The organism is Herbaspirillum sp. RV1423, assembly GCF_000577615.1.
Lineage (GTDB): Bacteria > Pseudomonadota > Gammaproteobacteria > Burkholderiales > Burkholderiaceae_D > Herbaspirillum.
The window spans coordinates 50198-69539 of record NZ_CBXX010000007.1; the positions used below are offsets into that span (position 1 = coordinate 50198).

The 19342-nt window shown below is 60.6% G+C and carries 16 protein-coding genes and 1 pseudogene; 10 read left to right on the top strand and 7 right to left on the bottom strand.

Annotation, left to right across the window (positions count from 1 at the left end):
* Positions 1-20 precede the first annotated feature (20 nt).
* Together RV1423_RS09485 and RV1423_RS09490 are read left to right on the top strand one after the other, a co-directional pair.
* Positions 21-611, top strand: coding sequence for a response regulator transcription factor (locus RV1423_RS09485; protein WP_034295785.1), 591 nt, complete (start codon positions 21-23; stop codon positions 609-611).
* Between the two features lie 4 nt (positions 612-615).
* Positions 616-1506, top strand: coding sequence for an AEC family transporter (locus RV1423_RS09490; protein WP_034295786.1), 891 nt, complete (start codon positions 616-618; stop codon positions 1504-1506).
* A gap of 150 nt (positions 1507-1656) precedes the next feature.
* On the opposite strand, the gene RV1423_RS09495 is transcribed toward RV1423_RS09490, so the two are convergent.
* Complete coding sequence (locus RV1423_RS09495; protein ID WP_034295788.1) at positions 1657-4068, bottom strand: penicillin acylase family protein; 2412 nt, start codon at positions 4066-4068, stop codon at positions 1657-1659.
* Between the two features lie 46 nt (positions 4069-4114).
* Positions 4115-5191: a tRNA epoxyqueuosine(34) reductase QueG gene (gene queG, locus RV1423_RS09500; RefSeq protein WP_034295791.1), complete on the bottom strand. Its 1077-nt coding sequence runs from the start codon at positions 5189-5191 to the stop codon at positions 4115-4117.
* A gap of 36 nt (positions 5192-5227) precedes the next feature.
* Here queG and tsaE point away from each other — a divergent pair, with 36 nt between their 5' ends.
* The 3 genes from tsaE to RV1423_RS09515 all read left to right on the top strand — a co-directional run bounded on the left by tsaE (position 5228) and on the right by RV1423_RS09515 (position 9079).
* The gene (gene tsaE / locus RV1423_RS09505) at positions 5228-5716 is read left to right on the top strand and encodes a tRNA (adenosine(37)-N6)-threonylcarbamoyltransferase complex ATPase subunit type 1 TsaE (RefSeq protein ID WP_034295793.1); all 489 of its coding nucleotides are present in this window, start codon (positions 5228-5230) and stop codon (positions 5714-5716) included.
* The gene (locus tag RV1423_RS09510; protein ID WP_034295794.1) at positions 5680-7023 is read left to right on the top strand and encodes an N-acetylmuramoyl-L-alanine amidase; all 1344 of its coding nucleotides are present in this window, start codon (positions 5680-5682) and stop codon (positions 7021-7023) included. Before tsaE ends, RV1423_RS09510 begins: the two co-directional genes overlap by 37 nt.
* Before the next feature lie 340 nt (positions 7024-7363).
* Complete coding sequence (locus RV1423_RS09515; protein ID WP_373419953.1) at positions 7364-9079, top strand: methyl-accepting chemotaxis protein; 1716 nt, start codon at positions 7364-7366, stop codon at positions 9077-9079.
* A 22-nt stretch (positions 9080-9101) separates the two neighbouring features.
* Here the strand turns inward: RV1423_RS09515 and RV1423_RS09520 are convergent, their stop codons facing one another.
* Positions 9102-9752 carry a VTT domain-containing protein gene (locus tag RV1423_RS09520; RefSeq protein WP_034295797.1) on the bottom strand — a complete coding sequence of 217 codons (651 nt, stop codon included), beginning with the start codon at positions 9750-9752 and terminating at the stop codon, positions 9102-9104.
* A gap of 396 nt (positions 9753-10148) precedes the next feature.
* Between RV1423_RS09520 and RV1423_RS09525 the strand changes: the two genes are divergently transcribed.
* Both RV1423_RS09525 and RV1423_RS09530 read left to right on the top strand, forming a co-directional pair.
* Positions 10149-13133: an EAL domain-containing protein gene (locus RV1423_RS09525; protein WP_034295799.1), complete on the top strand. Its 2985-nt coding sequence runs from the start codon at positions 10149-10151 to the stop codon at positions 13131-13133.
* 205 nt (positions 13134-13338) lie between these two features.
* Positions 13339-15525: a methyl-accepting chemotaxis protein gene (locus RV1423_RS09530; RefSeq protein WP_034295801.1), complete on the top strand. Its 2187-nt coding sequence runs from the start codon at positions 13339-13341 to the stop codon at positions 15523-15525.
* A 252-nt stretch (positions 15526-15777) separates the two neighbouring features.
* Here RV1423_RS09530 and RV1423_RS29785 read toward each other — a convergent pair whose 3' ends face one another.
* Together RV1423_RS29785 and RV1423_RS30620 are read right to left on the bottom strand one after the other, a co-directional pair.
* Positions 15778-15936, bottom strand: a complete 159-nt coding sequence (locus RV1423_RS29785; RefSeq protein ID WP_155835063.1) for a hypothetical protein — start codon at positions 15934-15936, stop codon at positions 15778-15780.
* A 193-nt stretch (positions 15937-16129) separates the two neighbouring features.
* Positions 16130-16385 (bottom strand): annotated as a pseudogene (locus tag RV1423_RS30620) (HPP family protein); the annotation flags it as partial.
* Between the two features lie 317 nt (positions 16386-16702).
* Between RV1423_RS30620 and RV1423_RS09535 the strand changes: the two are divergent.
* Genes RV1423_RS09535 through RV1423_RS09545 form a run of 3 tightly spaced genes read left to right on the top strand, consistent with a single transcriptional unit; the run spans position 16703 to position 18623 of the window.
* Entirely contained in the window at positions 16703-17014 is a 312-nt protein-coding gene (locus RV1423_RS09535) for a hypothetical protein (protein ID WP_034295804.1), read from the top strand.
* Positions 17011-18402 carry an oxygen-independent coproporphyrinogen III oxidase gene (hemN, locus tag RV1423_RS09540; protein ID WP_034295805.1) on the top strand — a complete coding sequence of 464 codons (1392 nt, stop codon included), beginning with the start codon at positions 17011-17013 and terminating at the stop codon, positions 18400-18402. The genes RV1423_RS09535 and hemN overlap by 4 nt, the downstream gene beginning before the upstream one ends.
* Before the next feature lie 11 nt (positions 18403-18413).
* On the top strand, positions 18414-18623 hold the full coding sequence (locus RV1423_RS09545) for a DUF3079 domain-containing protein (RefSeq protein ID WP_034295808.1): 210 nt from the start codon (positions 18414-18416) through the stop codon (positions 18621-18623).
* Positions 18624-18638: 15 nt separating this feature from the next.
* Here RV1423_RS09545 and RV1423_RS09550 read toward each other — a convergent pair whose 3' ends face one another.
* Both RV1423_RS09550 and RV1423_RS09555 read right to left on the bottom strand, forming a co-directional pair.
* Positions 18639-19019 (bottom strand): SirB2 family protein, encoded by a 381-nt coding sequence (locus RV1423_RS09550; RefSeq protein ID WP_034296055.1) that lies wholly within the window; start codon positions 19017-19019, stop codon positions 18639-18641.
* A 23-nt stretch (positions 19020-19042) separates the two neighbouring features.
* Complete coding sequence (locus RV1423_RS09555; protein ID WP_034295811.1) at positions 19043-19300, bottom strand: DUF2249 domain-containing protein; 258 nt, start codon at positions 19298-19300, stop codon at positions 19043-19045.
* Between the last annotated feature and the right edge of the window lie 42 nt (positions 19301-19342).

Here is a 19342-nt window from a genome sequence, read left to right on the forward strand (position 1 = left end):
GTCACCTTTCCATAGCCACGATGCTGCACATTGTTGACGACGAAGAAATCATTCGCGACTCGCTCACATGGCTGGCGCAATCGCGCGCCATCGCCGCCACGGCATACGCCGGCGGCGCAGAATTCCTGGCGGCGATGGAACAGGCCGGCGAGTTCGACGCACAGGGCGAGTGCATCCTGCTCGATGTGCGCATGCCGGACCTGAGCGGCGTGGCGCTGTTCGACGCGCTGAAGAACCGCGGCATCATGCGGCGACGGCCGGTGATTTTCCTGACCGGCCACGGCGACGTGCCGATGGCGGTGGACATGCTCAAGAACGGCGCCTTCGATTTCTTTGAAAAACCGTTCAACGACAACCAGTTGATGGATCGCGTGCTGGAAGCGCTGCAGGCCTCGCGCGCAACCGGCGAGCAGGATGCCGTGCGCATCCGGCTGGAAGGCTTGTCGAGCCGCGAGCGTGAAGTGCTGGACCTGATCCTGGTCGGCAAAATGAACAAGGTCATCGCCGACGAACTCGGCATCAGCATGCGCACCGTGGAAGTGCACCGCGCCCATATCTTCGACAAGATGAACGTCAAGACCGCCGTCGAACTGGCGCGCCTGCTGAAATAAACCGATGCAAGTCGCCTCCCTGCTCCTCCCCGATTTCACTCTGATCGTGATGGGCGCGATCATCTATCGCATCACCAACTGGGGCGATGCTTTCTGGACCGGCATGGAAAAGATGGTGTACTACCTGCTGTTCCCGGCGCTGCTGTTTTACTCCACCGCGCGCCTGCAATTGAACCTGGCAAGCACCGGCAAATTCTTGCAGGTCGGCGTGCTGTCGCTGCTGGCCGGCATCGCCCTGACCTGGCTCGGCAAACCCTTCATCAAGGCCAGCCCGATGACTTATGAGTCGGGCATGCAGACCGCGTTTCGTTTCAATTCCTACATTGCGCTGGCGATCGCCTCGCGCCTGGCCGGCGAAGAAGGCATCGGCCTGATGGCGCTGCTGATCGGCTTCGGCGTCCCGCTGTGCAACATGGCCGCGGTGCATGCGCTGGCGCACCGCAGCGGCAACCTGCTCCGGGAACTCGGCAAGAACCCGCTGCTGATCGCCACCGGCAGCGGCCTGCTGTTCAGCGTCGCCGGCCTGCACCTGCCGGAAGTCGCCGGTGCCGTGCTGTCGCGCCTGGGCAGTGCTTCGATCGCGCTGGGCCTGCTGATGGTCGGCGCCGGCCTGCGCCTGGAAGGGATGAAAGAAGGCAAGCTGATGACGGCCTACTTCACGGCCATCAAATTACTGGCGGTTCCCGGCGTCGCTTACTGGCTCGGACGCCGGCTTGGCTTGCCCGACCTGCAATTACGGATCGTGGTGCTGTTTTGTTCGCTGCCGACGGCATCGAGCTGCTACATCCTCGCCGCGCGCATGGGCGGCAACGGCCCGGTCACGGCCTTCCTGATCTCGTTCGGCACGCTGGTGTCGGCGCTGACGATTCCGTTCTGGCTGACGCTGGTGCATTGATTGCTGCGCCTGCGCAGTCGACTATCTCACATCCACAAATACATCGTCGCTCCAGCGAAAGCCGGGACCCAGCGGCGTATCGACCGACGTCAAGACACCGGGTCCCCGCTTTCGCCGGGACGACGGTCTCTTCGTCATCAATTCAGCGTCTTACCTGGCAGGTTCCAGCACAATCCTCTGCGTCGTCGCCTGCTCCACCGCCTTGCGCGAATACAGCAGGGGAAAGTATTCGCCGTTGAGCCATTTGTCGGCCAGGTCGCGATAGTGCGGGCTGTCCGGATCGCCCGATTGGCCCGGCGAATTGACGGCTTTGGAATTGTCCCAGTTGCCGACATCGACCACCACGCGGAACGACGGTCCGTTGGTCTGGCGGAAATCGCTGGGACGATAGGTCGACTGGTTCGGCGAATAGGCGCCGCCGTGCTTGGGCAACGGACCGACATTCAGTTTCGCGCGCGTCGCCTCGTCGACCACACCGGCCAGCGGATGCTCCATGAGGTTGTGGTGCAACTTGCCCCACTGCCATTTGCTCGCATCGTCGCCTTGCAGCTTGACCATCTCGGCATAGGCGTCGCTGAGGCTCGCCAGCAGGATGGCGTCGCGCTTCTGCGCGGCATCGGCGCCCAGGCGCTTCTGCGGCTGCTCCAGCGTGTCGAGCATCACGGCGACATCCGGCGCCCCCATCGCAGCCGCGGCTTCCTTGCTCAGCACGGCTTCCTTGAACGCCTTGCCGAGATGACGCGTCAGCCAGACTTCATACAAGGCGGCTTGCGGCGAATCGACGCGCTCGACATAGTCCCAGCCGTTGAACACATTCAGCGCCGCCTGCGTCTGCCCGTCGGATGAGGTCAGCGGCTTGAGCAGCGTCGCCAGGCGGCGCGCAGGAATCGACAGGTCGTCGTTCTGCAGCCGCATCGAATCTTCCAATGACACCTTCGGCAAAGAAGCCAGCACTTCGCTGATGCGCGTGAAGCGCGAATTGTTGGTCCATTCGAAACCGAGCTTGCGCTCGCGATATGGATAGTCGTCAGGCAGGTTCATCTGGTTGGCCGAGGCGAACCAGCCTTGCCTGGGGTTGTAGGTCGAGGGCAATTGGTCACCGCTCCAGAATCCGGCCCACTCGTAACGGCCGTCGCCCGGCACCGGCAGCAAACCGTCCCAGTTCGGACGTTTGGGCGCGAGGCCGCCCGGCACCCAGCCGATGTTGCCACTGACGTCGGCGTAGACCTGGTTCTCGGTCGGCGCGCCCCAGTTCAGCATGGCGCGTTTGAAGGATTTGAAATTCTTCGCACGCATGTAATCGATGCTGCCGAAGTATGGCGACATGCCCGGCTCCAGCCAGCCCGAACGCACGGCGAAGGCGCGGTTCTTTTCCTTCTCGACGAAGATCACCGGTCCGTGGCGCGTGAAGGTCAGCTCGGCCATCGCCGGTGCGGCACCCTTGACGGCGATCGGCTCGCGGATCACCGTGAACGGCTCCCACTTGCCCTGGTATTTGTACTCGTTGGCATTGTCGGGATTGAGTTCGTAGACGTAGAGGTCTTCCTGGTCGATGTTGAAAATGGTCAGGCCGAATGCGATGGTGCCGTTGTGACCGATCGAGATGCCCGGCAAGGCTGGTTCGCCGGCGCCGATGACGTCCATGCCGGGCGCGCTCAGGTGCGCGATGTAGCGCAGCGACGGCGCGGAATAGGCGCGATGCGGATCGTTGGCCATGATGGCGCGGCCGGTCGCCGACCTGCCCGGCGAGACGACCCAGTTGTTGCTGCCTTCCATGGTTTCTTCGAGGTTGTCGGCAGCGGCGACCAGGATGCCATCGCCGTTATCGGCGGCGCGCGCATTGAGGCTTTCCTTGGTGATCCTGACGTTTTGCGTGGCCAGTTGGAATACCTTGAGCAAACCGGCCGGCAGACAGGGATCGAGGCCTTCCGGCATCGTCGCGTCCCATGCCGGCGTCAGGCCGAAACGGATTTCATCGGACTTCAGGTCGGCCTTGCAGGCGACATTGGCGCGCGCGACCTCGCTGGTCAGGTTGCGCGTCAGGCCGTGGCTGCGGATGCGCACGACGTCTTCCGGCTGCCATCGTGCGGGCAGATAGGCGAGCTGTTTGAATTCGTACGGCAAACGATCGGGATGCGCCGACGCATAGTCGACGTAGGCATTGATGCCGGCGACAAACGCGGTCGCAACCCGCTGCGCCTGTTTGCCGTAAGACGTCCATTCGCGCTGCATGTCGCCGCGATACAGGAACAGGCGCGTGGCCTGGTCTTGCGCCACGTATGCCGGGCCGAATACCTCAGACAACCGGCCGAGCCCACGGCGACGCCACAGGTCGATCTGGAACAGGCGATCGCGCGCGGCATTGAAACCTTGCACGAAGAACGCGTCGTCCCGGCTGGCGGCATAGATGTGCGGCACGCCCCATGTGTCGACGAGGATTTCGGCTTTCTTGTGCAGGCCGGGGATGCGCAGGGTTTCCGTCTCGCCCGCGGCATGCGCCGGCGACATGGCGACGCTGCCGGACAGCAGCAGCGCCAGGGACAGGGGTTTCAATTTTGACATCGCTTGTCTCCATTTTGTTTTTCGTGGAGACGACACTTTACAAGGTTTACAAGGAATGCCTCTCCAGCGCCCACATCACGTGTTCACGCACCAGTGCGGAAGGATGATCGAGGCGTGCGCACAACGCAGCGAGGATCCGTGCATCGCCCTTGTGCGTGACCGCGGCATTGCCGAGTCCGACCGCCATGTTGCGCAGCCAGCGCTCGTGGCCGATGCGGCGGATGGCGCTGCCTTCGGTGTTGCGGCTGAAGTCGTCTTCGCTCCAGCCGAACAGCGCCACCAGCGAAGCATTGTCGAGGCCGTGTCGCACGTCGAAATCGGGCAACCCGCTTGTCTGCGCAAACTTGTTCCACGGACAATACAACTGGCAATCGTCGCAACCGTAGACGCGGTTGCCGATCAGGCTGCGCAGCTCGACCGGGATACTGCCCTTGAGCTCGATGGTCAGATAGGAGATGCAGCGGCGTGCGTCGAGTTCGTAAGGTGCGACGATGGCCCGGGTCGGGCAGACGTCGATGCAGGCGCTGCACTGGCCGCAATGCGGCGCGACCGGTTGGTCCACCGGCAGCGCCAGGTCGGTGAACAGTTCGCCGAGGAAGAACATGGAACCGGCCTCGCGATTGAGCAGCAGCGTATGCTTGCCGCGCCAGCCGAGACCGGATTTTTCCGCCAGCGCGACTTCCATCACGGGCGCGGAATCGGTGAAGACGCGATAGCCGAAAGGACCGATTTCGTTTTCGATGCGGCCGGCGAGTTGCTGCAGGCGCGCGCGCAAGACCTTGTGATAATCGCGACCGCGCGCATACAGCGAGATCACGGCGGCGCTGCCGTCGGCGCTGCGTCCTTCCTCGCGCTGGCGCCAACCGGCTGCGGCCGCCTCGGGCAGATAGGGCATGCGGGCAGTAATCACGCGCACCGTGCCCGGCACCAGTTCTGCGGGCCGCGCACGCTTCATGCCGTGGCTTGCCATATAATCCATCTCGCCGTGGTAGCCCTTGTCCAGCCAGGCCTGAAACCCGGCTTCGCGATGCGACAGGTCGACGTCGGCAATGCGCAGGTCGGCGAACCCGAGTTCGCGTCCCCAGGCTTTGATGGCGTCGGCAAGTGTTGCAAGGTCAGTCATTAATCGTAGTCAATACGTCGTTTCAAACAAGAATTTATGCAGCCATCCCATCACACCCATTTGCAGGACGAAGCCGGCACCGCCGCGCTGGGCGCCGCGCTGGCCCAGGTGCTGGAACCCGGCATGGCGATCTACCTGCATGGCGACCTCGGCGCCGGCAAGACCGCGCTCACGCGCGCGCTGCTGCATGCCGCCGGCTACCAGGGCCGCGTCAAAAGCCCGACTTACACGCTGGCCGAGCCGTATGAGGTAAAGCTCGCAGACCGCATGGTAACCGTTATCCACTTCGACCTCTACCGCATGGCCAGCGCGGAGGAGTTCCTGGAAGCGGGTTTTCGTGAACATTTCAACGAAAACAGCGTCTGCATCATCGAATGGCCGGAAAAGGGCGAACCGGTGTTGCCCGCCCCCGACATCAATATCTCGCTAACAGTTGCAGGACACGGACGTGATGTAGAATTACGGGCGTTGTCTGACAAAGGTCATCAATGCCTCGCTCGACTGAAATTCGCACCAAATCTCTGAAATCCAAGACCCGCCGCACGATCCTCAAGGCAGGCGGCACGCTCCTCGTCTCCGTATTGACTCCCATGCCGGCGCTGGCATCGCAGATCCTCGCGGTGCGCGTGTGGCCGTCCGACGACTATACCCGCGTCACGCTGGAAAACGACAGCAACCTCAAGGTCACCCATTTCATCGTCAAGAATCCGGAACGCCTGGTGGTCGACATCGAAGGCATCGACCTCAATTCGACGCTCAAGGACCTGGTCGCCAAGATCCAGCCCAACGACCCCTACATCAAGCAAGTGCGCGTCGGCCAGAACCGCCCGAGCGTGGTGCGCCTGGTGTTCGACCTCAAGGACGAGATCAAGCCGCAAGTCTTCACGCTGGAACCGGTGGGCGAATACAAATACCGCTTCGTCATCGATCTTTATCCGGCCAATCCGCCCGACCCGATCGCCGCGCTGATCCAGAAAGGCGACTGGCCCAAGGACCAGCAGACCGAAGTCAAGCCGCCGCTGGCCGAGGCCAGACCGGACGCCAAATCCCCCGACGCCAGGCCTGACGATGAACCTGCGGTCGCCAAGGCCAGGCCGCAGGACGACCCCAGACTGCAACTGACGCGCATGATCACCATCGCGCTCGATCCCGGCCACGGCGGCGAAGACCCCGGCGCCATCGGAAGCCGCGGCAATCGCGAAAAAGACGTGGTGCTGTCGATTGCCAAGCGCCTCAAGAAAAAAATCGAGGAACAGCCGAACATGCGCGTCATGCTCACGCGCGACGCCGACTTCTTCGTGCCGCTCGGCATGCGCGTGCAAAAGGCGCGCAAGGTGCAGGCCGACCTGTTCATCTCGATCCATGCGGACGCCTTCGTGCAGCCGACCGCGCGCGGTTCGTCGGTGTTCGCCCTGTCGGAAAAAGGCGCCAGCTCGACCGCCGCGCGCTGGCTCGCCAATAAGGAAAACTCCGCCGACCTGATCGGCGGCGTCAACATCAAGACCCACGACAGGCAACTCGCCAGCGTCTTGCTGGACTTGTCGACCACGGCCCAGATCAACGACAGCCTGCGCGTCGGCAAGGCAGTGCTCGGTGAAATCGGCGGCATCAACAAACTGCACAAGGGCGCAGTGGAACAGGCCGGCTTCGCCGTGCTCAAGGCGCCGGACATCCCGAGCATCCTGATCGAGACCGCCTTCATCTCCAATCCGGAAGAAGAAGCCAAGCTGACCGACAATAGCTATCAGGACGATATGGCCGACGCCATCATGACCGGCATCAGGAAATACTTCTCCAAGAATCCGCCGCTGGCCAAGAACAAGCTGACCTGAAGCGCAAAACCGTCCGCGTAGCTCCCGAACTCCCGATGCATTGCACCGGGAGTTTTTCTTTGGGCGCAACTTTCTTGCCCATGAGAATCGCCTGGCGGCCTCAATCCTGAACAGAGCCGTATTCACGCCTCATTTCCGCCCACCGCCGGATGGTGAGGCCGCCTTATGATGAACGGTCAATTGCACAACGAAATTGGCGACGTCATTCATTTGTTCATTGCGTTGCGCGAACGATGCCGATCAAGCACACCTGCTGCCGGCAGCGATTGCTTTTGCACAACATTTGTCGTGTTTCACTGCCGCATATCCGATTCTTTACGAACAGCAACATCGTCATTGCATGTTTTACAGATGGGAGGAACACGTGAAGATTGCCAATATCACGATCAGCCGTCGTCTCTGGCTGGGATTCGGTATCCTGATGCTGCTGATGGTCGCCATGGCTGCAGTCGGCGTCAACCGCTTGTCGCAGCTCAACCGGCAAATGAACGACGTCATCCACGACAAGTATCCCAAGACCGTCATCGCCGGCGATATCGTCGACCAGGTCAATGTGGTCGCACGTTCGGTGCGCAATATCCTGCTGCTGAAAGACGAACAGCAGATCAAGAGTGAAAACGACCGCATCGTCGGCGCTGAAAAAACCATACAGAACCGCCTCGCCGACCTGGACACGCGACTCACCGATGCGCCCAGCCGCACGCTGCTCGGCGAACTACTCGCCGCGCAAAAGAACTACCTCGACAAACGCGACAAGGTGCTCAAGCTGGTGGCCGACGGCACCAAGGAAGGCGCGATCGACCTGCTCATCAGCGATGTACGGCCGGTGCAGAACGCCTATATGGGCGCCGTCGACAAACTGATCAGGCAGCAAAACGACATGATGGTGGCGGCCGGCGAAGAAGTCGAACGCAATTACCGGCACGCCAGCAACATGCTGATCGCACTGGGCGCCATCGGCCTGGTCATGGCAGGTTGGATCGCCTACGCCATCACGCGCAGCATCACCGTGCCGCTCAACCGCGCGGTGGCGGTTGCCAAGACTGTCGCGGCCGGCGACCTCACGTCGGACATCCGCAGCAACGGCAAGGATGAAACCGCGCAATTGCTGGATGCCTTGAAAACCATGAACGACAATTTGCTGCGCATCGTCAGCCAGGTCCGCACCGGCACCGATACGATCGCCACCGCCTCAAGCGAAATCGCCAGCGGCAACCTCGACCTGTCGTCGCGAACGGAACAGCAAGCCGGCGCGCTGGAAGAAACCGCCTCCGCCATGGAAGAACTGACCTCGACCGTCAGGCAGAACGCCGACAACGCGCGTCAGGCCAACCAGCTTGCCGTCTCTGCCTCGGAAGTCGCCATACAAGGCGGCAACGTCGTCGGACGGGTGGTCGACACCATGGAGTCCATCAACGCCTCGTCGCGGAAAATCGTCGACATCATCAGCGTGATCGACGGCATCGCCTTCCAGACCAATATCCTGGCCTTGAACGCAGCAGTCGAAGCCGCGCGCGCCGGCGAACAGGGCCGCGGCTTTGCCGTGGTAGCCAGCGAAGTGCGCAGCCTGGCCCAACGCAGCGCGTCGGCCGCCAAGGAAATCAAGACGCTGATCAACGATTCGGTGGAAAAAGTCGGCAACGGCAGCAAGCTGGTCGAGCAGGCCGGCACGACCATGAACGACGTGGTGTCGAGCGTAAGGCGCGTGACCGACATCGTCGGTGAAATCACCACCGCCGGCCAGGAACAAAGCGACGGCATCGAGCAGATCAACCACGCCATCACGCAAATGGATGAAACCACCCAGCAAAACGCCGCCCTGGTGGAACAGGCCGCCGCCGCCGCGCAATCGTTACAGGAGCAAGCCAGCCGTCTGGCGGAAGTCGTGAGCATATTCAAACTCGACGAACGCAATCAGATCGGCGACCGCAGCGCGCCGCACCGCACGGTCAATGTGACGCCGCGGCCGGCAGTCGCGGCAAGCGCCGCACCCAGGAAACTGGAACGCGCCGCATCACCGGCGCCGGACGGCGCACAGCATTGGGAGGAATTCTGAAACCGGCCTTCGGTTGCCGCGCTTATCGGCGCTTGCCGAGGAATTTCCGATAAAACTGCCACAAGCCGCCCAGCACAATCGGCAGGATGGCGGCCGCGATGCCGATCAGCACCAGCGAATTGAGGCGGTCGCGCACCCACGGCATATTGCCGAACAGGTAACCGAACACCAAGAGGCCGACCACCCATAGCAAGGCGCCGATGATGTTGAAGAACTGGAATTTGACGAAGGTCATTTCCGAGACGCCGGCGATGAACGGTGCGAATGTGCGCACGATGGGCGTGAAGCGCGCCAGGATGATGGTTTTGCCGCCGTGCTTTTCGTAAAAGGCGTGGGTCTTCATCAGTGCGGCGGGATTGAGCCAGCGGTAATTGTGCGTGAGCACCCGATGCCCGATTGCGCTGCCGATCCAGTAGTTGAGCGTATTGCCGCTGACCGCCGCGGCCGTCAGCAGGAACATCAGCACCCAGATGTCCATCGCGCCGGTGGCGCAGAACGTACCGGCAATAAACAGCAGCGAATCGCCGGGAAGAAACGGCAGCACCACCAGACCGGTTTCACAGAAAATGATCAGGAACAGCACCACATAAATCATCGTGCCGTATTGCTCTATCAGGATGCCGAGGGACTTGTCGACGTGCAACAGCACGTCCAGTAACTGCAAGTAATCCATACACTCATTTCATTGATCGCCGCTCATGCTGCGCGGGAATCATACACCACTGGCGACTTCTCCCCCAGCATTGCACATGCGGCGCAAAAGTGCGATCCCCGTTGTGCGGGCAGAAAACCAAGGTGAAATATTTGGACGCTGCACTCAAGTACGACTATTTTCCTTCCGATAAAGTCGGATATGTCGATTCGCTCCTGATGACAGCCGGCGATGACGGCGCAAACGATTCGCAAGGACCAATGAGAACAGTGTTAACCGGAGACAAAAATCTGTCGTTATTTGTTCAACACCGGCTGTCCAGGCCGACCGCAAGAACAAAAAGCAGCATATGATCATACCGAGCGGGGGAAATTGACGCATATGAATGCAGTCGAGGGATGGGAGGGGAACAGCCCCATGATGGACGGCGAGCGCCTTAGCCAGGAACTACAACAATATCGCAGCGCCCTGGCGGAGAAGGAAGCGCTGCTGACGGCATTTTCCCGCTCCATGGCCATTCTCGAACTGGCGCCCGACGGCACCATCCTTGCCGCCAACGACAACTTCCTCACGCTGATGGCTTACCAGCAGAGCGACATCGTCGGACGCCATCACAGCATGCTGTGCAATCCGGAACACGCCGGGTCGCCCGAATATGCAGAGTTCTGGCGCCGCCTGCATCAGGGCGAAGTCGTCTCCGGCACCTTGCAGCGCATGCGCAGCGACGGCTCCAGGCTGTGGCTCGAAGCGACCTGCAATCCAGTGTTCGACGCGCAGGGCCGGTTGCAACGCATCATCTCCATCGCGGCCGACGTCACCGCGCACATCGACGATTCGCAGGAAAAGAACAGCATCCTGCGCGCCCTCAACCGTTCGCTCGGCGTGATCGAATTTACCGCCGACGGCATCATCGTCGGCGCCAACGGCAACTATCTCAAAACCATGGGGTACCTGCCCGCGGAAATCGTCGGCAAGCACCACCGTTTCCTGTGCGAGCCGGAATATGTGAACAGCCAGGAATACGAAAATTTCTGGCGCGACGTCAACCAGGGCCGGTTCTTTTCCGGCCGCTTCAAGCGCATGGCGCGCGACGGCCGGCCGGTATGGTGGGAGGCAACCTACACGCCGGTGTTCGATGTCGAAGGCAAGCCGGTCAAGATCATCAGCATCGGCGCGGACGTGTCGTACCGCATGGTGCGCGAGCAGCGCGACCGCGAATACCAGCACTTGCTGTCGCTGGGCATCAATGAGACCGACAACGCGGTGTTCATCACCAACGACGCCGACCACATCGTCTTCCACAATACCGGCTTCAGCCGCATGCTCGGCTTCGCAGCCGACGAAGTGATCGGGCGGCGGCCGCGCGAGCTGTTCGAAGGACAACCCGCCATCCTCAAACTGATCGACGACTGCTATGCCGTGATCGCGCAGGGCCGGAGTTTCCACGGCGAAGAGATGATGATCGACAAGCAGGGGCATCCCTTGTGGGTGTCGACCGTGGTCAATCCCATCCTCGACGGCGACGGCAAACTGATCAACGCGGTCAGCATCCTGACCGACATCACCAACGCCAAGATGCATGAAGTGCTGCAGTACAAGGCGCTCAACGCGATGGTGCGCGAAGCCAGCCTGCATGAAGTGCTGACCATGGTGTGCGAGGAACTGGAACGGATCGCGCCGGACGTGGTGGCGTCCATCCTCCTGGTCGACGAGCACGGCCTGCTGCATCCGATTGCCGGCCCCAGCCTGCCCGAAGAATACAACCGGGCAATCGAAGGCATCGCCATCGGCCCGAACGTCGGCTCGTGCGGCACCGCGGCATTCCGGGCGGAGCCGGTGGAAGTCTACGATATCGAGACCGATCCGTTGTGGACGGATTACAAGCATCTGGTGCTGCCGATGGGCCTGCAGTCATGCTGGTCGACGCCGATCACCTCGGCCGACGGACGCGTGATCGGCACCTTCGCCTTCTACTATTACGGCAAGCGCAGGCCCGACGCCTTCCACCATCGGCTGGTGGAAATCAGCCTGCACCTGTGCGCGCTGGCGCTGGAACGCGAGGAAACGCGCTCGCGCATACATCAACTGGCGTTTTACGATGCGCTGACCGGCCTGCCCAATCGCAGCCTGTTGCTGGTCAAGGCCAACCAGGCCATCGCCAATGCGGCGCGCACCAAGATTCCGCTGGCGGTGCTGTTCATCGACCTCGACCGCTTCAAGCAAATCAACGACTCGCTGAGCCACCAGGCCGGCGACGAATTGCTGCGCACGGTGGCGGGACGCCTGCAGATCGAGGCGCGCAAATCGGACATCGTCGGACGCCTGTCCGGCGACGAATTCGTCGTCGTGCTGACGCAATGCGACCTGCACCGCGTCACCGACGTGGTCAAACGCATCCAGGCCAACCTGTCTCTCCCCTGCCAAGTTGCCGGGATAACGCTGACGCCGTCGGCCAGCATCGGCATCAGCCTGTTTCCCGATAACGGCGAGACCATCGAAATGCTGCTGCACCGCGCCGACATGGCCATGTACCAGACCAAGGCCAAGAACCGCGGCCGCTTCAGCTTTTTCAGCGACGAGATGAACACCCAGGCGCAGGAACGCCTGGCGCTCGAAGGCGCCTTGCGCGACGCCCTGCGGGGCGGCGACTTCGAGTTGCATTACCAGCCGCAGATCAATTTCAACAGCGGCCTGCTGCACGGCGTGGAAGCCCTGGCGCGCTGGCGCCATCCGCAGCTCGGGCAAGTGTCGCCGGCGCGCTTCATCCCGATTGCGGAAGAATGCGGCCTCATCGGCGAACTGGGAAAATGGGCACTCGAAGAAGCGTGCTATCAGTTGAGCGACTGGCGCCGGCGCGGCATCGATGTGCCCTCGGTATCGGTCAATCTGTCATCCACCAATTTCCACGATCTGGAACTGCCGCAATTCATTCAGGGACTGCTGCAGCGCTATGCGCTGGCGCCCACCGACCTGACGCTGGAAATCACCGAAACCGTGATGATGGACACCAACCCCAGCACCACGCGCACCATCCGCGAAGTCCACGCGCTCGGCGTAAAGCTGGCGATGGACGATTTCGGCACCGGCTACTCCAGCCTGGGCTACCTGCGCAATCTGCCGGTGTGCGAGTTGAAGCTCGACCAGAGCTTCGTGCGCGACATGAACGTCGACGACACCGTGCTGGCCCTCACCAGCGCCGTGATCCGCATCGGCGAAAGCCTCCATCTCACTGTCGTCGCGGAGGGAGTGGAAAACAAGCAGCAATACGATTTGCTCAAGCTGCAAGGCTGCGACGTGGCGCAGGGCTATCTTTTTTCACGGCCGATGCCGGCGGACAATTTTGAACTCTGGCTGGAAAGTTTCAATATTGACAATTTTCTGTCGATCCCGTCTGCCCCCTGACATGGATTCGCCACAAGACCAATAAATAAAGTGGCCAATAAACAACTTGTTATCAGGTTTATTGCAGAACAGAAACAAGACTTCAAAACGATCTGGCTATACTTGGACCCACTTGAAATGTGAAATTTCACTCCCCCGCATGCACACATTTGTTCCCGAACGTGTGCAGACGGTAACCGAGGCCCTGCGCCCAATGAGAGATGCCATGAAAACTTCCGCCTTTCATTACCGAAACTGGGCTGTCGGCACCAAGCTCACCTCTCTCACCCTGATGCTGGTCGGCGCGCTGCTCATTGCGGCAATCCTGCTGATCGGTTACGCGACCTCGTCCGTGCTGGAGCAACGGTCCACGGTGCAGATCAGCGATGAAACCCGCGGCGTGATCAACATGGTCGACATGTTCGACCGCTCGATCAGCAGCCAGGTGGAACGCTTCTCCAACATGTTCGCCCATGCGTTTCCGGAAAAATTCTCGCTCGATGCCGGCCGTACCGTGCAGGTCGGCGACAAGGCCACGCCGGTGCTGCGCAACGGCAGTACCGATCTCAATCTCGACTTCACGATTCCCGACCGCTTTACCGCGCAGACCGGCGTCACCGCCACCATCTTCGTCAAGAGCGGCGACGATTTCGTGCGCGTCTCGACCTCGGTGAAAAAGGAAAACGGCGAACGCGCGGTCGGCACCCTGCTCGACCGCGCCCACCCCGGCTATGCCGCGCTGCTGGCAGACAAATCCTATACCGGCCTGGCAACGCTGTTCGGCAAGCAATACATCACCAAGTACGTCCCGATCAAGGATGCCGGCGGCCAACTGATCGGCATCCTGTATGTGGGCGTCGATATCTCGGACGATATCAAGGCGCTCAAAGACAGGATCAAAGCGCTCAAAATCGGCCAAACCGGCTATTTCTATGTCATCAATGCCCAGAAGGGCAAGGACTTCGGTACGCTGCTTTCCGGCCCGGGGAGCGGCAACAAGGACTTCGGCGCGACCATTGCCGGTCCGCAGGATGAAGGCAAAAATCTGCTCGGCCTGAAGAATGTCAACGGCAAGGAATTCATCAAGGAGATGCTGGAGCAGAAAGAAGGCGTCCTGCACTATCTGTGGGATAACCCAAACACTGCCTTCAAGGGCGAACCGAAGATGGCGGCATTCAGCTTTTTCCCCAAATGGAACTGGGTCATCGTCGGCGAAATCTATTCCGAGGAAGTGACCGCGGAGATCGCCGCCATCCGCAACCGCCTGATTCTGTGCGGCGCCGTATTTCTGCTGCTGGTCGGCGTGGCGATGAACCTGCTCATCAAGCGCGTCGTGACGCGTCCGCTGGCGCGCGCCTGCGAAGCCGCCAGCACACTGGCGGGCGGCGACCTGACCGTGCGCATGCCAGTCGACCGGCAGGACGAGATCGGCCAGCTCATGGGCGCCGTCAACGGCATCAGCGACGGTCTTGCGCACGTCGTCGCCGATGTGCGCCGGGGCACCGAGCAAATCATGACCGCCTCCAGCGAAATCGCCACCGGCAACCTCGACCTGTCCAGCCGCACCGAGCAGCAGGCCGGCTCGCTCGAAGAAACCGCCTCGGCCATGGAAGAACTCACCACGACCGTCAAACAGAACGCCGACAACGCCGGCCAGGCCAACCAGTTGGCCCTGTCGGCGTCCGACGTGGCGTCGCAAGGCGGCGCCGTGGTCGGCAAGGTCGTCGACACGATGGGTTCGATCAACGAATCCTCGCGCAAGATCGTCGACATCATCAGCGTGATCGACGGCATCGCCTTCCAGACCAATATCCTGGCCCTGAACGCGGCGGTGGAAGCGGCGCGCGCCGGCGAACAGGGCCGCGGCTTCGCGGTGGTGGCGTCGGAAGTGCGCAGCCTGGCGCAGCGATCCGCCACGGCGGCCAAGGAAATCAAGACATTGATCGACGACTCCGTGAACAAGGTTGAAGAAGGCAGCAAGCTGGTCGAGCAAGCCGGCACGACCATGAACGAAGTGGTGTCGAGCGTGAGGCGCGTGACCGACATCGTCGGCGAGATCAGTTCCGCCAGCCAGGAACAACGCGACGGCATCGAACAGATCCACATCGCCATCTCTCAAATGGAACAGACCACGCAACAAAACGCCGCTCTGGTGGAACAAGCCGCCGCCGCCGCGCAATCTCTGCAAAATCAGGCACAGACGCTGACGGCCTCGGTCAGCACCTTCAAGCTGGACGAAACGCATACGATGGCCTTCAGCCCCGCGCCCGCCAGACCGGCGCCGGCGAACAAACTGAAAATTGAGCCGAAAATCAAATCGAAAGCCGCGCCGGCGGCCAAATTACCGACGGCAAAGAAAGTCCTGCCGTCACCCACCGATAGCGACAAGGGCGGGGACTGGGAACAATTCTAAGAGGGTGTTACAAAATTTAAATAATGGTTTAAGAAAGCTCCGGCAAATAAGCACACACGCCAAAACGAGGAATGCCTGGTACCGGATGGCGAGTTTTTCATCACGGATTTTTCGACGGCGAAACGAACGGAGCCAGACGAGTAGATCTTCCGCGACTCAGCTTCTTTTTTCAAGTTGCGGCCGTAGAGCTTGTGTTGGTGTCATTGCATTTCCTGTCGTTTCGCGTGTATTCATTCTCGTGCGGCCATCGATTTATTTCGCTGTCGCAAGCGCCTGCTGCCGGCCGAATTCCGGCCTCGCCAGCAAAGCCTTGGCAGCAGTGTCCGACCAGTTCCCGTTTTTCGCATAGGCATAGGCCAGATCGCCGCCGATGGCGGCCGTATCGCTGCCTTGCAGATGGGCCTTCAGCAAGGCGTCCGCAACGCTCCGCTATTGAGCGCGGGCGCAGCCTGACGCGCCTGCTCTAACTGTTGCACCACCTGATTGAAATCGAATTGCTCCACCTTCTTGTTGTGCATCTTGTCGCCCGATGCGGCGTTGTAGTCGGCGCTGCCTTCGATGACCATTTGCAATGGTCGACAGATTGTGCGATGCCGTGGACGGGCACCAGGTTGCCGCCTATCATCGACCATGGCTGCGCTAGTGGGCTCGCCGGCAATGCAAATAGCAATACCGCCGACGGCCCCCATGGGCGCGATCAATAACGGCAGCGCTGTAGATGCGCCAAGTACCCAACGCGTCATGAGTCCTGTCAGCAGGATGCCAATCAGGGCACCGCTGCATGCACGGAGCCTCTCGCGGCCTCCGACGGCGGTCGGCGCCGGAATAAATCCCTGCAGCCAATGAACAAGATCGGTCAACAGCGTTCTTTCAGGAAATTACCGGCTGACCATATAGGAGCCGGCTTACCGGCTGTTGCCGCGTTCCCGGTTCCAGGCGGCGAAATTGGGGAAGGTGGCACATCAGGCAGAAATATATCGCAGCGTGACTGATATTTGATGCAGATCATATGCTTCAAATAGCAGGCGCGTACATTGGCATATGGTTGATTGGCACGCTCTCGTTGCGTCGCCGACACTAAATTATCAACAAGGAAATGACATTCCTTCGACAGGCTTCAATTCCGGGATGGGATGAGATCGTTATGAAACGCATCATATTCGCTCGAAAAAGGTGGATGAAGGTATCCGCACCGGTTGGTCTGGTCATGTGTGTGCAAACCGCGATGGCCGCTGCGCAAGCGCCGTCCAAACTGAAGGGCGACTTCGGACCGCCTCAGGGCGAGCCGATCCATGCGGTGCTCACCAGCCCGTCGAATGTGCCATCGGCCCTTCATCGCAAATACCGGCGCTTGCCGAACGGCGATTACAACCACACGACCGCACTGATCCTGCTTGACGCCGAAGGCAGAATTGCAGGCAGCGCGTCGAAACTCGGCGAAGTCGATGCAGATTTCGTGAAACTCATCAGGGAGCACAGCCAGCCATGAATGCAATCGCAAACGGCATCGAGCTGTCCGAAGACCTGATCCGCAAATTCGACAAATCCGGACCGCGCTACACGTCATATCCCACTGCCGACCGCTTCGGTACCGATTTTGGCGAGCAGTCATACCTGACCTATCTCGAACAGCGCGCGTCGCGGAAAATCAACCCGCCATTGTCGATCTACGTGCACCTGCCGTTCTGCGAATCGCTATGCTATTTTTGCGCTTGCAACAAGATCATCACCAAGGACCATGAGCGGGTGGCCGAGTACCTGCGCTACCTTGAGAAGGAAATGGACCTCGTCGCGGCGCGCATCGGGCCGGATCACACCGTGGTGCAGTTGCACCTGGGCGGCGGCACACCGACCTTTTTCAATGCCGATGAATTGCGCCAGCTCATGACCATGTTACGCGGCCGCTTTGCGTACGCGCCGGATGCCGAGCTCGGCATCGAAATCGATCCCCGCACGGTGCGCGCAGGCACCATGGCGCTGCTGGCCGAACTCGGCTTCAATCGCAACAGTTTCGGCGTGCAGGATTTCGATCCGCAGGTACAACAGGCGGTCAACCGTATCCAGCCGCTGGAGATGGTGGAGCAAGCCGTGCGCGATAGCCGCGCAGCGGGTTTTCAGTCGACCAATGCCGACCTGATTTACGGCTTGCCGAAGCAGACGCTGGAAAGTTTTGGCCGCACGCTCGACAGTCTGATCCATCTTTCACCGGACCGCATCGCGTTGTACAACTACGCGCATTTGCCGAGCCGCTTCAAGGCCCAGCGCCAGATCGTGGAAAGCGATCTCCCGAGCGCCGAGGCACGCCTTCAGATCTTCCTGATGTCGACCCGGCGCCTGCTCGATGCCGGTTACGAATACATCGGTCTCGATCATTTTGCCAAGCCCGGCGACGAATTGAACCTCGCCCGCCTGAACAAGACCCTGCACCGCAATTTCCAAGGCTACACGACACGCGCCGAATGCGACCTGATCGGCCTCGGTGTCTCGGCGATCAGCAAGGTGGGCGACTCCTACAGCCAAGCCGTACGCACGGTCAAGGAATATTGCCGGCACCTCGATGATGGCCATCTGCCGATCGAAAAAGGGCGCGCGCTGAGCCACGACGATCTGCTCAGGCGCCATGTGATCATGACGTTGATGTGCAGTGCGCCGCTCGAATTCGACGCTATCAATGCCTCGTTCGGGATCGACTTTGTCCGCTATTTTGCGCCGGAAATTGCACAGCTAGGGCAATTCGAGGAAGCCGGCCTGATCACGATCGATGACGATGCCATTCGCGTCACGCCGAAGGGCCGCCTGTTCGTGCGCGCCAGCAGCATGGTATTTGACAAGTATCTGGGTCAGCCGACCATCGTCAAATTTTCAAAATTGATCTAGGGTCTTCGCGCATGGCCAAGAAATTTCCGATTCATCCCGTCAATCCCGAGCGCGTGTGCTGGGGCTGCGACAAGTATTGCCCGGCCGATTCGCTTGCCTGCGGCAACGGTTCGGAACGAACACAACATCCGGTCGAACTGTTCGGACCGGATTGGCAATCATGGGGTCTGGATGCTGCCACGCCGGCAGAGAATTCAGAAAAGTCGCCAGGCGCCGCGTAACCGGCGGCCGGCGCATCAGACGAACGGCAGCGCCTGCCTGGTGATTGCCACCGACCCGATATAGGCGAATATCAGGACTGCCGTAAAGAATGCGGCAATGCGGATGGCCCTGGTCTTGCCCCGTTTCAAGGCAATCGTGCCAAGAACAATATAAAAAATCAATGCAACGACCTTGGCAGTCAGCCAGCCCTGCATGATCGGATACTGCCCGCTCCATACGGCCAGCACGGCGGCACTCGCCAACAGCATCGTATCTACCACATGCGGCACAATCCTGACCCAGCGCTGCTGCAGCCGGGTTGAATTGCGCAGCATCCAATACCCACGCAGGAGGAACAAGCTGCCGCTTGAGGCCGCGCAAGCCAGGTGAAAATGCTTGATGGCGTAGTAGTCCACGACGGCGTGCTCCCTGGTCGGCATCAACAAACGACGAAATCGATCACGATCTGTCCTGGATCGCGCGAGACGTAATCGCACCGGATGCGTGGGCCATAGTAGCCCCGGATCTGCGACAGCAGCGGTATTGGATCATGATCGTTGCAAAAGCGCAATCGCTCGCCGACGATGAGCGCTTCGAGCGCGCCAAAGATGGCCGCATGGCGGACTCGCTTGGCGATGCCGCGTGCGTCAAAGAGATAAGTACCGTCATTTTCGGTTGGAATGGAACAGTCGTGCATGATTGTTGTACTCCCGTTTAGTTGAAAATTCGGGAGGCGACC

What these genes read in the sequence shown, in the direction of transcription:
- RV1423_RS09515 (WP_373419953.1), top strand. Translation starts at nt 7,364, where the DNA reads ATGTTTTACAGATGGGAGGAACACGTGAAGATTGCCAATATCACGATC.
- tsaE (WP_034295793.1), top strand. Translation starts at nt 5,228, where the DNA reads ATGCAGCCATCCCATCACACCCATTTGCAGGACGAAGCCGGCACCGCC.
- RV1423_RS09525 (WP_034295799.1), top strand. Translation starts at nt 10,149, where the DNA reads ATGATGGACGGCGAGCGCCTTAGCCAGGAACTACAACAATATCGCAGC.
- queG (WP_034295791.1), bottom strand. Translation starts at nt 5,191, where the DNA reads ATGACTGACCTTGCAACACTTGCCGACGCCATCAAAGCCTGGGGACGC.
- RV1423_RS09545 (WP_034295808.1), top strand. Translation starts at nt 18,414, where the DNA reads ATGGCCAAGAAATTTCCGATTCATCCCGTCAATCCCGAGCGCGTGTGC.
- RV1423_RS09530 (WP_034295801.1), top strand. Translation starts at nt 13,339, where the DNA reads ATGAAAACTTCCGCCTTTCATTACCGAAACTGGGCTGTCGGCACCAAG.
- RV1423_RS09535 (WP_034295804.1), top strand. Translation starts at nt 16,703, where the DNA reads ATGAAGGTATCCGCACCGGTTGGTCTGGTCATGTGTGTGCAAACCGCG.
- RV1423_RS09495 (WP_034295788.1), bottom strand. Translation starts at nt 4,068, where the DNA reads ATGTCAAAATTGAAACCCCTGTCCCTGGCGCTGCTGCTGTCCGGCAGC.
- RV1423_RS09520 (WP_034295797.1), bottom strand. Translation starts at nt 9,752, where the DNA reads ATGGATTACTTGCAGTTACTGGACGTGCTGTTGCACGTCGACAAGTCC.
- hemN (WP_034295805.1), top strand. Translation starts at nt 17,011, where the DNA reads ATGAATGCAATCGCAAACGGCATCGAGCTGTCCGAAGACCTGATCCGC.
- RV1423_RS09510 (WP_034295794.1), top strand. Translation starts at nt 5,680, where the DNA reads ATGCCTCGCTCGACTGAAATTCGCACCAAATCTCTGAAATCCAAGACC.
- RV1423_RS09485 (WP_034295785.1), top strand. Translation starts at nt 21, where the DNA reads ATGCTGCACATTGTTGACGACGAAGAAATCATTCGCGACTCGCTCACA.
- RV1423_RS09555 (WP_034295811.1), bottom strand. Translation starts at nt 19,300, where the DNA reads ATGCACGACTGTTCCATTCCAACCGAAAATGACGGTACTTATCTCTTT.
- RV1423_RS09490 (WP_034295786.1), top strand. Translation starts at nt 616, where the DNA reads ATGCAAGTCGCCTCCCTGCTCCTCCCCGATTTCACTCTGATCGTGATG.